Genomic DNA, 13,567 nt, shown 5'->3' on the forward strand with positions numbered 1-13,567 from the left:
GAAGTGGGCCAGTGGTGGTCAGTGGTGTCCCTCGGCGGCGACCAGCCTGGCCTTCGCCAGCGCCGCTCCGGGGTCCAGGTACGTGCCGCCGCGGACCAGCGGGCGCAGCGACGCGTCGAAGTCGTAGCACAGCGGCGCGGCGGTGGGGATGTCGAGCCGTGCCACCTCGGACCCGGTCAGCCGGTCGAGGACGGTGGCCAGGGCGCGCAGCGAGTTGCCGTGCGCGACCACCAGCACGGTGGCCCCGGCGCGCACCTGCGGCGCGAGGACGTCCGCCCAGTACGGGACGGTCCGGGCGGCCATGTCGGCCAGGCTCTCGACCGCCGGCACCCCGTCCGGCCGCAGAGCGCTGTACCGGGGGTCGGCGCGCAGCCGCGCCAGCCGGTCGGGCGGCAGCGGTCCGGGGCGGCCGTGCAGCGACCGGCGCCAGTGCCGGTACAGCTCGTGACCCGCCTCCGCGCGCACCTCCCGCTTGCGCCGCCCGGTCAGCGCCCCGTACTGACGTTCGTTCAGCCGCCAGCTGCGCTGCGCGGGAATCCACGACCGGTCCAGTTCGCCCAGGACCAGATCGGCGCTGCGGATCGCGCGGGCCATGACCGAGGTGTGGACGACGTCCGGCAGCAGGCCCGCGCGGGCCAGCAGCCGCGCCGCCTCCAGGGCCTCCCGCTCGCCGTCCGCGGTGAGCGGCACGTCGGCCCAGCCGGTGAAGCGGCCGTCCGCGTTGGCGGTGCTCCGGCCGTGCCGCAGCAGGACGAGCGGCCCGCGGCGCACGGCCCGGTGCCGCTCAGCCACGGTCGGCGGGCGCCGTCCGCGCGGCCCGGGACCGGGACGCCTCGATCTCGGCGTACGCCTGCTCCCGGCCCTCCCAGTGCGAGCCCTCGACGCTCTTGCCGGGCTCCAGGTCCTTGTACACCTCGAAGAAGTGCGTGATCTCCAGCCGGTCGAACTCGGGGATGTCACCGATGTCGCGCACATGGGCGTACCGGGGATCGTGGGCCGGTACGCACAGGACCTTCTCGTCCGGGCCGTGCTCGTCCCGCATCACGAACATGCCGACCGCGCGGCACTCGACGGTGCAGCCGGGGAACGTCGGCTCGCCGACGACGACGAGCGCGTCCAGCGGGTCGCCGTCGCGGCCGAGGGTGCCCTCGATGTAGCCGTAGTCGGCCGGGTACTGGGTCGAGGTGAACAGCAGCCGGTCCAGCCGGATGCGGTGCAGTTCGTGGTCCATCTCGTACTTGTTGCGGGACCCCTGGGGGATCTCCACGGTCACGTCGAACTCCACAGTCTGCTCCTCATGGCCGTAGGCGCGCGGCCCGGCACCCGGCTCGTGCCGGTCGGCGAGCGCTCGTACTTCGTCAGGGAATGCGCGCGGGTCAGCGGCGGACGGGCCGGGTCTGGAAGCGGCGGGTGCGGGCATGGCTCCTCCTGGTCATCACTCACTCGACCAGGGACCGTCAGCGGCGGATGCCGCGGTTGCGGTGAGCCCCATCACCGGCACGCTCGGCGCGCACCTCCAGTGTGCCCCGGCCCGGCCGGAGCTACCCTGGAAAGGCGTTCGACGTTCGGCGCTGGACCCCGCCGAGATCACTCGTACGGGTGATCGATCCGCCGACCGGCCAATGGTTCCTGCCGCTCCCGGGACACGGGATGGTGGAAGGGACGTGGAACATGGCCGGGACCTCGTCCGGTGCGCACTCCACCGCGCATCCCACCGTAGCCGCCGCGGCGTTCGCGCCCGCGTGGCTGCCGCCGGGCGGCCGGGGCAACGGGCTGCCGGCGCCGTCCTGGGCGCCGATCGCCGACCTCGACGCACGGGACGTCGACACGGTCCTCGCCGCCCTGCTCGACGCGCACGTCCCCGCCCACGCGGCGCCCGCGCCGCGCCCGGTCCGCCCCCTGACCTCGGACAGGTGGGTGCGGGGCGCGGTGTGGCGGCTGCGGGTGGGCTCGTCGTCGTACGGGAAGGCGGAGAACGTCCTGCTGAACGTGTTGCGGGCGGGGAAGAGGGGGAGGCTGCCGCCGTGATCCTGGCGCTGGCTGAGCCGGTCCGGGCCCGGTGCTCAGGTGCGGCCGATCTCCCTCGGCAGTTCCAGGGAGAGGACCCGGTCGGCGTACACGAACGTCTCGAACTTGGCGCCGTCCGGGACATCGGGATCGGCTTCCAGACGGCTCAGCGCGTCCAGCACGGCGGGGGTGTCGAGGTCCTGCTCGTAAGCGGTCCGCAGCCGTTCCACGGTGTCCGCGTGCAGGGGGCGTGAGACCGCGTCCGCCCACGCCGCGACCCGCGCCCGCCAGCGGGCCAGGACGGCGCGCGCCTCCTCCAGCGCCGCCGCGCCGATCTCGGCCGGGGCGACGTACGGCAGGCCGAGCAGGGCCAGCCGCACCGCGAGCGGATCGGCTCCGTCGGCGGCCAGGTCGTCCGGGCCGCCGGGCAGCCGGGTGGGCCCGACCTCGACCAGCAGCGCCTGTTCCGCCTCCTCGACACCGGCCGACGGGGCGAGCACCCGTACGTCGACGGGGCCGCCGAACGCCGCGAACAGGGCGGCGTCGGGCGTGTGCACCGCGGGAGGCTGGATGCCCACCTGCCCGGCGGCACGGGCCAGCGCGTCCGTCCGCTCCCCGGACAGCGGACGCTCCACGTACCCGGTGATCACCTGCAGATCCTCCAGCTCCGCGATCCGGAACAGCACGTCGGCGACCAGCAGCGCCCGCAGGTCACCCGGGAGGTCGCGGCGCTCCGCCGGTGCGGGGTGCACACAGACGCGCAGCAGCCCGCCGGGGCCGCGCCGGATCGGGGTGAGCCGCCCGGTCCGGGCATCGGTGAGAAGCACGCCGACCTCCTTCACAGCACCGTCGGACGACACCGGGGCGGAGCCGTCCGTACCTGGGCAGAGTCGTCCGCCTCCGGCTCGGCCGGCAAGGCGGGGTCACCGCCGAATGCCGGCGGAAGCCACGTCATGGCGCCGATGACAATCCCGGACACGGCACACATCGCCCACGACAGAGGCAGGACCAGAGCGACGACACCGGCCAGGAGGAACCCTCCGGCCAGGCACAGTACGAACGTTCCGGCGCGCCGCGGCAGGCCGCTCGCCCTGGGGCGCGCGCCCACGGCACCGCCGGCCGCGCGCTTCTCGCCGCGTGAGGGCATCGCCAACGTCCTCTCCTCGTGGAGTCGAACAGGGACCGTTGGCGGGTGTCACCGCGGATGTCGGCGAGCCCCTCCGCCGTACGTGCCACCGTAGGCGTGCCGCGCGGCCACCGGCAACCGGACATGGCGGTCAGCGGCGACCGGGCATCGCGGCCACCGGCAACCGGACATCGCGGTCACCGGTGACCGGACCCACGGTGTGGGCCGCCTCGTGCCGTCAGCCGGACGGCGAGCGGGGGCGTCGCCTGACGGCGGCCTTGAAGACCAGGACGGCCCAGCCGCCGTACTCGGGCCGGAACACGGCCCGTGCCGCCACGCCCCGCTGCCACAGCCGGTCGGCTTCCCGCAGGGCGGCCCGGCGGGCGGCGGGCCCGGTGCCGTGGCGCAGCACGCGGTCGACGGGACTCGGGAGGCCGGTCATCTCCCACCTCCTTGCCTCCAGGGTGCCCCCGGAGCGCCTGTCTGTGGAGTGCCTCCGGGGGAGTCTCCAGAAAGGGAGTGCGGCGGCCGGTGGGCCGTGGGGACACGAGGGTTGCGGCAGCCCGCGGCTGGGAACAATGGGGTGCGCGCCACGGCCATGAGGCCCGCCGCCCCGATGAGTCCCGGAGTCCCGCCGCCGGTGTACCCCTGACCGGCCTCGCCGACGAGCCCAGAGCATCCCTGTTCGAGAGGGTGGGGAGGAGAACGATGAAGCGAGAGCCCCAGCAGTCGGCAGTGCGCACCGAGCAGCCCCCGCCGGAGGCCGCCGAGGCCCGGCTGCGGCTGCTGGCCGAGGCGAGCCGCGCACTGGCCTCGGGCCTGGACGCGGAGGAGTCGCTGCGCCGGCTGGCCCGGCTGGTGGTGCCCCTGCTGGCCGACGCCTGCGTGGTCGACGTGACCGAGGGCGAACGGCTGCGCCGCCTCACCGTCACCGACCGGGACCCGGACCGGGCGCTGCGCGTCTTCCACGGCGGCTTCCTGCCCGGGCCGGACGACTCGGCCGCCGCGCTGGCGAAGGTGCTGCGCGGCGCGGGACCCGTGGTGGTGAGCGACTTCGGCACGTCCGATCCGGACGACCCGCTCAGAGCCGCCCAGTGGGCCCTGTACCGCACGCTGGGCGGCGAGACCGCGCTGATCGTGCCCATGCGCGTACGACGGCAGGTCCTCGGCGCGCTGACGTTCGTGCGCCGCGCCCCGGCCGCCCCCTTCGACGAGCAGGAGCAGGCGCTCGCCGCCGACCTCGGCCACCGGGCGGGCCTCGCCCTCGACAACGCACGCCTGTACGCGCTCCAGCAGTACACCGCCGAGCAGTTGCAGCTCTCCCTCCTGCCGGACCTGTCCGGCCTGCCGCACCTCCAGCTCGCCTCCCGGTACGTGGCCGCCCGCGAGCGGGCCGAGGTGGGCGGTGACTGGTACGACGCCTTCCCGCTGCCCGACGGCTCGGCGGTGCTCGCCATCGGTGACGTCGTCGGCCACGACCTGGCGGCCGCCGTCCGCATGGGACAGCTGCGCAACATGCTCAGGGCGCTGGCCTACGACAGCGGTGACGACCCGGCGGGTGTGATGCGCCGTCTGGACGGCGTGATGCAGGGCCTGACCGGCATCGAACTCGTCACGGCCGTCATCGCCCGCCTGGAGACGCGCCCCACCGGACCGTGGCGGCTGCACTGGACCAACGCGGGCCACCCGCCGCCCCTGCTCGCCCAGCCCGACGGCCGCACCTTCCTGCTGGAGGAAGGGCACGCCCCCATCCTGGGAGTCGACCCCGGCCTCCGGCGCGAGACCGCGACCGCGGAGCTGCCGCCCGGCTCCACCCTCCTGCTGTACACCGACGGCCTTGTCGAACGCCCCGGCGAGGACATCGGCCGGGGCCTGACCCGGCTGCGCCAGCACGCCGCCGCGCTGGCCCGCGAGCCGCTGGCCGTCTTCCGTGACGAACTCCTCGCCCGGCTGAGCGACGGCCAGCACGACGACATCGCGGTCCTCGCGCTGCGCGTGCCCTGACCGCGTCACCCGGACGGCCTTGACCGGCGCCCCCGCATGCCTGTTCACTCGACCCTGGCGATGGATCCCGCCTGGACTCCGGTCCGAACCGCCCCACCCCGGGCTGATGGTTCCTGACCAACGTCAGGAACGCATGTCCTCGGGAGGTACGCAGGGTGGTGGCAGCAGTGATCACCGTCGCCGTTCCCCACGCGAGCCCCCCGGGCGGCACGACCGCCACGGCCGTGGACGCGCAGCGCGCCCGGCCTCCCCGTCGCCCTTCCGGCGCGGGTCCCTCCGAGGCGACCACCCGCGCGCCTCGGTCGCACGGAAGGGAAAGGCCGGGGGTGCGCCGTTCCATGTTCGATGTTCCATGCGGGCGGCGCATCCCCGACCGGTACGTCATGGGCCGGATGCCGGATGCCGGATGCCGGTCGCGTGCGGCGGGCATGGCACAACTGGGTGATCTGGCGGCCGAGTCCGACCGACCAGGACGGCAGTGCCGGCCGCGCCACCCACGGCCGCGCCCGTCACCCCGGACCGGCAGGAACAATCCGGTGGCCCGAACGCCCCAGCATCGCGATCATGGAGGTCGCCGACACTGACACCGACGACGCCGACTGCCGAGGAATCGTTCGCCATGCCGCTTGTGCCCGCTGACCCGACGGTGCTCCACCCGATGCCCGAGCAGCCCCGGGTGGTGCTGCTGCGGCCCTTGGTGAAGTCCCCGCTGATCGAGGTGGGGGACTTCTCGTACTACGACGACCCGGACGACCCGACCGCCTTCGAGACACGCAACGTGCTCTACCACTACGGCCCGGAGAAGCTGGTCATCGGCAAGTTCTGCGCGCTGGGCACCGGAGTGCGGTTCATCATGAACGGCGCCAACCACCGCATGGACGGTCCCTCGACCTTCCCCTTCCCCACCATGGGCGGCTCGTGGGCGGACCACTTCGACCTGCTCACCGGCCTGCCGAACCGAGGGGACACCGTCGTCGGCAACGACGTCTGGTTCGGCCATGGAGCGACGGTGATGCCCGGCGTACGGATCGGCCACGGCGCGATCATCGCCACCGGCGCCGTGGTCACCGGCGACGTCCCCGACTACGGCATCGTCGGCGGCAACCCGGCCCGTCTCATCCGCACCCGCCACGACGACCAGGACATCGCCCGGCTGCTCGCGGTGGCCTGGTGGGACTGGCCCACGGAACACATCACCGCGCACGTGCGCACGATCATGTCGGGCAGCATCACCGAACTGGAAGCCGCGGCCCCGTGATCCCACGGACGGGAGGGGCACGCGCGTGACTGCCGGGGGCACTCCGCCGCTCGTGGCCGCCGCACGACGCGGAGACGCCCGGCAGATACGCCAGTTGCTGGACGAAGGGGCCGACCCGGACACCTGCGACACGGCCACCGGCGAGCCCGTGCTGTGCATCGCCGTCGCCGCCTACCACCAGGAGGCCGCCGAGGCCCTGGTGCACGCCGGTGCCGACGTACTGCGCCGACTGCCCGACGGCGGCACCGCGCTGCTGCGGGCGGTGGACAGCGGCTCCGTGGCGATGACCACCTGCCTCCTGCCCGAGCCGGTGCGCCTGACGTCACCGGTGCGCGGAGAACTGCTGGACCGCGCACGGACGTGGGCGACGGCGGGCACGGAGACCGAACTGCGGCGCAGGACCGGTTCGGCGGAACAGGCCGAGCGGGTCCGCGTCGAGGAGGGTTCCGAGCCCTGCCACTGCGAGCAGATCACCCTCGGCGGACTGACGGCACGCGACGGGCACGCGGCGATCCTCACCGCCCTGGAGGCACACCTCCGTATCCGCACCTCCTTCGGTGCGCTGCTCGCACGCGCTCTGCCGTACCCGGACCGGTGCCACGCCGTATGGTGCGAGGCCGTGCTCGTCCTCGGGCAGCGGCTCGACGAGGAGACCTGGGCGGCCGCCCTGGACCTGAGCACCCACGACGACCGGCTGCACCGCCTCTTCGCCGCAGACGTACTGTTGTCCCTGCTCATCGGGGACGTCATAGGGGGCGACCCTTTCGACGGGCGGGGCAGGGAACTTCTGCCCTGGGCCCGGCGGGAACCGGACCCGGAAGTCCTCGCCGTGGTGCTCGACGCGCTGGGATACGACATGACCCCGGAGAACGAGGAGGTGGGCCTGTCGTATCTGACCCATCCGGAACCACGCGTACGGGTCCAGATACCGGACCTGCTCACGCAGCCGCGGCATCAGGTGCGGTCGCATTCGCATGCGCAGCATCAAGCTCAATCGGCGGGTTGGGACCGGCCCGAGAGCCTGGCGGCGATGCTCGCGCTGGCCCGCGATCCCGACCCGGAGGTACGCGCCGGCGTCTGTCACTGGCTCACGCAGCATCTCGTAGGCGGGCCGGAGATCTCCGAAGCGCTGCTGGACCTCGCGCGTGACGAACGGCAGATGACCCGCATCCAGGCCGTGTCGGCCCTGGCCCTGCGGGATGATCGGCGCTGCGTGGAGGCGGAACGCCACATCGGTCCCGTGGACGACGATCTCGCCCGGGACGACCGGCTACGGGCGGTCGACCGCTACCTGGAGCGCGGCGGGCGGCAGCGGGACAGGTGACGCCGTGGTGACCGGCGTCGCACCGTGCCTCAGCGTCCCAGTGCGACCACCAGCAGAGTGCGCGCGGCCGTCGTGCCGATGAGGCGGCAGCGGTGCGGGACGTCGCCGCGGTGATGGGCGCTCTGGCCGGTACGGAGGCGGATCGGGTCCTGGCCGCGCAGTTCCAGGTCGACCTCGCCCTCCAGCACGTAGATGAAGTCCTCCCCCGAGTGCTCGAACCAGCCCCGCTCGCCCTGCCCGGGTGTGAAGTGCTGCTCGTACGCCTCCATGACGTCGCTCTGGCCGCCGGGGATCAGTACGTGGGCGAACTGCCCGGTGCCCTCGGTGACCCGGATGACCTGGGGGTCCTCCTCGTGCGCGACCGTGTCGGACGTGCTGGAGGGGCGCAGGAAGATGCCCGGCGGCAGGGCGAGCGCGTCGGCGATCTTGTAGATGGACGCGAGGCTCGGGGTCGTCAGTCCGCGCTCCAACTGGCTGAGGAACGGCTGGGACAGGCCCGAGCGGGCGGCGAGTTCGGCCATCGGGACACCGAGCCGTCGTCGGTGGCCCCTGATCACGGAACCGACGGCCAGGGCCTCGGGAGAAGGGTCGGGTCGGCGCACGTGCTCGACGGTAGCGCAGCGGATCAGGCGCCGGGGCAGCGGCCGTAGAACCGGGGACGGGCTCCGGAAAAAGCTTCATGGCGCCGACACGCTGCTGCAATAAGCGAGGCGAATTATTGACGTCGTCAATCCCGCTGTCGGCAGAGGAACTGGACGACCATGGCCCGCACATCACCGCCCGGCTCCCCGGCAGACCCCCCGGACACCGCCTCACCCGCGCCCGGCAAGGCGTTCACGAGGACGAGCAAGGCGACCAGGGCAAGCAGGGCGACGAGAACGGCCAGGACTGCCAAGGCCGTTACGGCCGTTACGGCTGCCAAGGTCGCCAAAGCCGCCGGAGCCCCGCTGGTCTCCGCCTGCCTCGTGCTCGTCCTGTGGTGGGCGGCCGCCCGGGCCGGCGTCCTCGGCGCGGGGCTCGTCCCCACCCCCTGGCAGACGCTGCGGGCGGCGCGCGCGATGTGGTCGGACGGCACGTTGACCGACGACCTGCGGGCCAGCCTGGCGCGGGCCGGGCAGGGCTTCGCGGCCGGGGCGTCGGCCGGGATCGCCCTCGGCTTCCTCACCGGCCACCAGCGCCGCGTCGCCGCGCTGGTCAATCCGGTGATGTCGTTCCTGCGGCCGATCCCCGCCATCGCGCTCGTCCCGCTGGTCACCGCCTGGTTCGGGATCGGCGAGCAGGCCAAGCACCTGCTCATCGCCTACGCCGTGTTCCTGGCCGTCTGGCTGTACGTCCACGACGGCGTCGCCCGGGTGCCCGCCGACTACCTGCGCGCGGCCCGCGCCCTCGGCGTACCGCGCTGGCGCAGGCTCACCGAGGTTCTGCTGCCCGCGGCGGCCCCGTCGGTGGTGGCGGCGCTCCGCTACGGGGCCGGGCTCGCCTTCCTGGCCCTGGTGGCCGCGGAACTGGGCGGCGCGCAGAGCGGCATCGCCTACCGCCTCCAGGTCGACGGCCAGTTCCTGCGCACCGACCACATGTTCGTCGGCCTGATCGAACTCGGCCTGCTCGGCCTCCTCGCGGATGCGCTGATCAGCACGGTCGGCCACCGACTCGTCCATTGGAGCAGCGGTTCATGAGCGACCACACCCACCTCGCGCCCCGGGAGCACGCATGAGCGACCTCGTCCGGCTGGAGGGCGTCGAAGTCCGCTACGGGAACTCGCTCGCCCTCGCCGCCACCGAACTCGACTTCGCCGAGGGCTCGTTCACCTCTCTGCTCGGACCGACCGGCTGCGGCAAGTCGACCCTGCTGAACACGATCGCCGGGTTCGTGACGCCGAGTTCCGGGCGCGTCCTGATGGACGGCGTCCCGGTGACCGGCCCCGGCCCGGACCGGGGCGTGGTCTTCCAGCACTACGCGCTGCTGCCCTGGTTCACCGCGCGCGGCAACGTCGAGTTCGCCCTCAAGCGCTTCGGCCTGAGCCGCGCCGAGCGACGGGCGCGCGCCCTGGAGTCGCTGGCCGGAGTCGGTCTCGCGGACGCCGCCGGTAAGTACCCGGCACAACTCTCGGGCGGTATGCGCCAACGGGTCGCCCTCGCCAGGGCGCTGGCCGCCGAGCCGCGCATCCTGCTGATGGACGAGCCGTTCGGGGCGCTCGACGCGATCACCCGCGTACGGATGCAGCGGCTGCTGACGGAGCTGTGGCAGCGCACGCGTACCACCGTCGTCTTCGTCACCCACGACGTGGACGAGGCACTCGCCCTGTCCCAGCGGGTGATCGTCATGGCGGCGGACCCCGGCAGCGTGATCGCGGACCACGAGGTGACCGACGACCCGGCGGCGTCCGGCCTCCACTCCCGCATCGTCACCCAACTCGGCACCGACTGAAGCCGTACGACCGAGCCGGACCGAGTCGGACCGAGCCGGACCGATTCGGACCGAGATTGAGTCGGACCGATTCGGGCGGACCCACCCGCCGTCGCCGCCCCCCCCGACAGACCCTGTTACCCCCCCCTCCGAGGAGCCCCCATGCCCAGAACCTCACCGTCCAGATCCCGGACGGCGGCGGCCGTACTCGCCTGCGCCGTCCTCGCGTTGGCGACGCTGCTCACCGCCTGCGGCAAGGACACGGACGCCACCGCCGGGCCGGGCGGGACCACCCGGGTCACCATCGCCGGCAGCGACTATCTCGGCGGCGCTCCCGTCTACGCCGCCACCGCGAAGGGCCAGTGGGCCGCGAACGGCCTCACCCCCAGGACCCAGTCCTTCAGCACCGGCCGCGACGCCCTCAACGCCGTGCTCGGCGGCCAGGCCCAGTACGCGGTGGTGGGCGACCTGCCCGCCGTGTCGGCCGTGCTCGCCGACCGGAAGATCAAGATCGTCGCTGCCCTGTCCGGCTTCACGGACTGGCGGCTGCTGACCACCACTTCCGGTTCCGTCACCCGCTTCGCCGACCTCAAGGGCAAGAAGATCGGCCTGCCCGAGGGCACCAACGTCCAGTACGCCCTCGACGGCATGCTCACCTCCGCCGGCCTGAAGCCGGGGGACGTCACCCTCGTCAACCTCGCCCCGAACCAGGTCACCCCGTCCCTCGCCCGCGGCGACATCGACGCGGGCCTCACCTTCCCGAGCTTCTACGACGCCACCAGGGCCACGCTCGGCGCCAAGTACCGCGAGCTGCGCTACGACGGCTACACCTACCGCACGCTCCTGATCGCCGCCCCCGGCACGGCGACCGGCACCTCCACCGCCGTCCTGCGCACCCTCACCACCGCGGCCGCCACCATGGCCGAGGACCCCGCCGCGGCCCGCAAGGCCGTCGTCGCCCAGGCCGCGGGAGCCGTGCAACCGGCGTTCGTCGACGGCTACTACGCCTCGTACGACTATGCCGTCACCCTCGACGAGCCCCTGCTGAAGCTGCTCACCGCGGAAGGCACCTGGGCGAAGTCGACCCAGAAGCTGCCGGGAACGCCGAGCCGGACGACCTTCCTCCAGCACATCGACCCCACCCCGCTCAGGACGGCCGCCCCCAAGGCCGTGACCCTCTCCTGAAGCAGCGGCCGGAACCCCTGCTCCGGCCCACCGCCCCTGCCCTCGCCTCCCGCTTACTCATCCCGGAAGGACACCCATGACCACCGTCGACCAGAACACCCTGCGGCGCCGCGGCACCGGACTGCGCGCGCACGACCCCGCCCGCAGCTACGGCGGCCACACCCTCTACACACCCATCGCCGGAGGCGGCGAGGTCTACCTGATCGACAGCCACGGCGAGCCCGCCCACGAGTGGAAGCTCGCGCACCCGCCGGGCCGGCACGCGCACCTCCTGGCCGACGGCACGCTGTTCTACCAGGGCAAGCAGACGGACACGGAGTCGCTCTTCCCCATCTGGGACGTCTACCACGGCGGGATCCTCCAACTCGTCGCCCCCGACGGGTCGGTCCTGCGCGAGGCCCGCCACCCCTACCACCACCATGACGCGAGCCTGCTCGCCAACGGCAACCTGATCCTCCTCGGCGTCGAACCGGTGCCCGCCGCCCTCGCCGCCCGCATCCCCGGCGGCATCCCGGGCTCGGAGGCCCCCGACGGCCGGATCTGGGGAGACGTCGTGTACGAGATGACGTGGTCCGGGGAGATCGTCTGGCGCTGGGCGTCCTTCGAGCATCTGACGCCCGAGGAGACCCCGCTCGACCGCCACTTCGCCCGCGAGCACTGGCCGATGGCCAACACGGTCAACGAACTGCGCGACGGCAGCGTCATGGTCGGCTTCCGCAGCGCCTCGACAGCCGTGATCATCGACCGGGCGACGTCCCGTGTCACCTGGCGCCTCGGCCCCGACGTCCTGGCCCAGCAGCACTACCCCCACGAGCTGGCGAGCGGCACGATCCTGGTCTTCGACAACGGCTCCTACCGCGACGACACCTCGGTCCCGTACTCCCGGGTGATCGAGGTCGACCGCGCCACCCGGGAGATCGTCTGGTCGTACGAGGACAACCCGCCCCAGAACTTCTACAGCCCCTACATGTCCAGCGCCCAGCGCCTCCCGAACGGCAACACCTTCGTCGCCGAGGGCTCCTTCGGCCGCCTCTTCGAGGTCACGCCCGAGGGTGACGTGGTGTGGGAGTACGTCGTCCCGCAGTTCGGCTCCTTCACCACCGGCACCGGCATGGAATCCTCCCGGGGCGCCCAGAACGCGGTCTTCCGCGCCTACCGCTACGGCCCGGAGCACACCGCCTGGCTGCCTCCCCGCCGTAACCCCTGACTCGGTAGGCTTCCCGGATGGTCCGGAACGCGCAGCGGGAGAACGGTACTTCGGCCGGAGACGAGGCCGCAGACAAGGCTGGAGTCGAGGACGGGGACGAGCCGGGGTGGGAAGCCACCCGGGCGTGGGTCGCCGGGCACCTGGGCGAGGGCGAGCGCATCGAGGCCGCGGAGTGCCTCCGCGGGGGCTGGACCTCGCGGATGCGCCGCCTCCGCATCGCGGGCCCGGGCGGCGGCCGTCAGCTCGTGCTGCGGTCCTTCGTCAAGCCGTTCTACCTGCGGCACGCGGAGGGCCTGCTCACCCGTGAGGCGCAGATCCTCACGCTGCTGAGCGGCACCGATGTGCCGGCGGCCACCGTCCGGGCCGTCGACGCGACCGCGCGGTACTGCGACCACCCTTCCCTGCTGATGACGCTGCTGCCCGGCAGCGTCCGGCTGGACGAGGAAGGAGCCGGGGCGCGGGCCGCCCTCCTGGCCCGGCAACTGGTACGGGTCCACCGGGTGCCGACCACCGAGCGGACCCGGCCCCGCTCCTACCAGGCATGGACCGCGCCCGAGCGGGTGCGGCTCCCGGACGGCACCGCCCGCCCGGAGCTGTGGGAACGCGCGGTGGACGTCATCCGCCAGGACCCGCCGCCCTATGAGGGATGCTTCCTGCACCGGGACTTCCACCCCGGCAACGTGCTGTTCACCGGGCAGGGCGAGACACTGCGCGTCAGCGGTGTCGTCGACTGGGTCGAGACGTCCTGGGGCCCGGCCGACCTCGACGTCGCCCACTGCTCCACCGCGCTCGCCCTGCTGCACGGCCCCGAGACGGGGATGTCGTTCGCCGACCTCTACCTCGCCGCCGGCGGCCGCCTGACCCGAACCCCGGCCGCCCACCTGTACTGGAGGCTCCTGGACGCCCTCGCCTTCGCCCCCGACGCGGAGAAGGTCGCCACCCCCTGGCGCGAGCTGGGCCGCACCGACCTGACACCGCAGGTGCTGACCGGCCGCCTGGAGCGCTACCTCGAAGCGCTCCTCCAACGGTACGGCCGCAGGTCGTAGGTCT

At 73.3% G+C, this 13,567-nt stretch carries 14 protein-coding genes and 1 riboswitch; of the genes, 9 read left to right on the forward strand and 5 right to left on the reverse strand.

Translation table 11 applies throughout. The annotated features are described in order from the left end of the window. Positions 1 to 18: 18 nt before the first annotated feature. Together ABZ858_RS06635 and ABZ858_RS06640 are read right to left on the reverse strand one after the other, a co-directional pair. A complete protein-coding gene (locus tag ABZ858_RS06635; RefSeq protein WP_361373372.1) occupies positions 19 to 792 on the reverse strand; it encodes a 2,3-bisphosphoglycerate-dependent phosphoglycerate mutase in 774 nt (257 codons plus the stop codon). Beyond that, the gene (locus ABZ858_RS06640; protein ID WP_361373374.1) at positions 785 to 1,285 is read right to left on the reverse strand and encodes an inorganic diphosphatase; all 501 of its coding nucleotides are present in this window, start codon (positions 1,283 to 1,285) and stop codon (positions 785 to 787) included. Before ABZ858_RS06640 ends, ABZ858_RS06635 begins: the two co-directional genes overlap by 8 nt. A 386-nt stretch (positions 1,286 to 1,671) precedes the next feature. On the opposite strand from ABZ858_RS06640, the gene ABZ858_RS06645 reads away from it, so the two are divergent. After that, complete coding sequence (locus ABZ858_RS06645) at positions 1,672 to 2,028, forward strand: hypothetical protein (RefSeq protein ID WP_361373376.1); 357 nt, start codon at positions 1,672 to 1,674, stop codon at positions 2,026 to 2,028. Positions 2,029 to 2,063: 35 nt separating this feature from the next. Here the strand turns inward: ABZ858_RS06645 and ABZ858_RS06650 are convergent, their stop codons facing one another. Beyond that, on the reverse strand, positions 2,064 to 2,834 hold the full coding sequence (locus ABZ858_RS06650) for a hypothetical protein (RefSeq protein ID WP_361373378.1): 771 nt from the start codon (positions 2,832 to 2,834) through the stop codon (positions 2,064 to 2,066). 537 nt (positions 2,835 to 3,371) lie between these two features. After that, positions 3,372 to 3,575 carry a hypothetical protein gene (locus tag ABZ858_RS06655; RefSeq protein ID WP_361373380.1) on the reverse strand — a complete coding sequence of 68 codons (204 nt, stop codon included), beginning with the start codon at positions 3,573 to 3,575 and terminating at the stop codon, positions 3,372 to 3,374. A 266-nt stretch (positions 3,576 to 3,841) separates the two neighbouring features. Between ABZ858_RS06655 and ABZ858_RS06660 the strand changes: the two genes are divergently transcribed. From ABZ858_RS06660 to ABZ858_RS06670, 3 genes are all read left to right on the forward strand, one after another. Then, complete coding sequence (locus ABZ858_RS06660) at positions 3,842 to 5,137, forward strand: GAF domain-containing SpoIIE family protein phosphatase (protein WP_361373382.1); 1,296 nt, start codon at positions 3,842 to 3,844, stop codon at positions 5,135 to 5,137. Positions 5,138 to 5,184: 47 nt separating this feature from the next. After that, positions 5,185 to 5,260, forward strand: a riboswitch (Fluoride riboswitch). 496 nt (positions 5,261 to 5,756) lie between these two features. Beyond that, positions 5,757 to 6,395: a CatB-related O-acetyltransferase gene (locus ABZ858_RS06665; protein ID WP_361373384.1), complete on the forward strand. Its 639-nt coding sequence runs from the start codon at positions 5,757 to 5,759 to the stop codon at positions 6,393 to 6,395. Between the two features lie 52 nt (positions 6,396 to 6,447). Continuing rightward, positions 6,448 to 7,719 carry a HEAT repeat domain-containing protein gene (locus tag ABZ858_RS06670; RefSeq protein WP_361373386.1) on the forward strand — a complete coding sequence of 424 codons (1,272 nt, stop codon included), beginning with the start codon at positions 6,448 to 6,450 and terminating at the stop codon, positions 7,717 to 7,719. A 29-nt stretch (positions 7,720 to 7,748) separates the two neighbouring features. On the opposite strand, the gene ABZ858_RS06675 is transcribed toward ABZ858_RS06670, so the two are convergent. Further along, positions 7,749 to 8,321, reverse strand: a complete 573-nt coding sequence (locus ABZ858_RS06675) for an XRE family transcriptional regulator (protein ID WP_361373388.1) — start codon at positions 8,319 to 8,321, stop codon at positions 7,749 to 7,751. A 159-nt stretch (positions 8,322 to 8,480) separates the two neighbouring features. On the opposite strand from ABZ858_RS06675, the gene ABZ858_RS06680 reads away from it, so the two are divergent. The 5 genes from ABZ858_RS06680 (at position 8,481) to ABZ858_RS06700 (ending at position 13,563) form a co-directional block, all read left to right on the forward strand. Further along, a complete protein-coding gene (locus ABZ858_RS06680; protein ID WP_361373390.1) occupies positions 8,481 to 9,395 on the forward strand; it encodes an ABC transporter permease in 915 nt (304 codons plus the stop codon). A 34-nt stretch (positions 9,396 to 9,429) separates the two neighbouring features. Continuing rightward, positions 9,430 to 10,146, forward strand: a complete 717-nt coding sequence (locus tag ABZ858_RS06685; protein ID WP_361373392.1) for an ABC transporter ATP-binding protein — start codon at positions 9,430 to 9,432, stop codon at positions 10,144 to 10,146. Between the two features lie 141 nt (positions 10,147 to 10,287). Next, positions 10,288 to 11,310 (forward strand): ABC transporter substrate-binding protein, encoded by a 1,023-nt coding sequence (locus ABZ858_RS06690; protein WP_361373394.1) that lies wholly within the window; start codon positions 10,288 to 10,290, stop codon positions 11,308 to 11,310. Positions 11,311 to 11,386: 76 nt separating this feature from the next. Further along, on the forward strand, positions 11,387 to 12,517 hold the full coding sequence (locus ABZ858_RS06695) for an aryl-sulfate sulfotransferase (RefSeq protein WP_361373396.1): 1,131 nt from the start codon (positions 11,387 to 11,389) through the stop codon (positions 12,515 to 12,517). Positions 12,518 to 12,534: 17 nt separating this feature from the next. Continuing rightward, positions 12,535 to 13,563 (forward strand): aminoglycoside phosphotransferase family protein, encoded by a 1,029-nt coding sequence (locus ABZ858_RS06700; RefSeq protein ID WP_361373398.1) that lies wholly within the window; start codon positions 12,535 to 12,537, stop codon positions 13,561 to 13,563. The last annotated feature ends 4 nt before the right edge of the window (positions 13,564 to 13,567 follow it).

It is taken from the genome of Streptomyces sp. NPDC047017, from assembly GCF_040644175.1.
GTDB lineage: Bacteria > Actinomycetota > Actinomycetes > Streptomycetales > Streptomycetaceae > Streptomyces.

Coding starts and splice junctions, on each gene's coding strand:
- ABZ858_RS06645 (WP_361373376.1), top strand. CDS start 1,672: ATGGCCGGGACCTCGTCCGGTGCGCACTCCACCGCGCATCCCACCGTA.
- ABZ858_RS06655 (WP_361373380.1), bottom strand. CDS start 3,575: ATGACCGGCCTCCCGAGTCCCGTCGACCGCGTGCTGCGCCACGGCACC.
- ABZ858_RS06660 (WP_361373382.1), top strand. CDS start 3,842: ATGAAGCGAGAGCCCCAGCAGTCGGCAGTGCGCACCGAGCAGCCCCCG.
- ABZ858_RS06665 (WP_361373384.1), top strand. CDS start 5,757: ATGCCGCTTGTGCCCGCTGACCCGACGGTGCTCCACCCGATGCCCGAG.
- ABZ858_RS06680 (WP_361373390.1), top strand. CDS start 8,481: ATGGCCCGCACATCACCGCCCGGCTCCCCGGCAGACCCCCCGGACACC.
- ABZ858_RS06685 (WP_361373392.1), top strand. CDS start 9,430: ATGAGCGACCTCGTCCGGCTGGAGGGCGTCGAAGTCCGCTACGGGAAC.
- ABZ858_RS06690 (WP_361373394.1), top strand. CDS start 10,288: ATGCCCAGAACCTCACCGTCCAGATCCCGGACGGCGGCGGCCGTACTC.
- ABZ858_RS06695 (WP_361373396.1), top strand. CDS start 11,387: ATGACCACCGTCGACCAGAACACCCTGCGGCGCCGCGGCACCGGACTG.
- ABZ858_RS06700 (WP_361373398.1), top strand. CDS start 12,535: ATGGTCCGGAACGCGCAGCGGGAGAACGGTACTTCGGCCGGAGACGAG.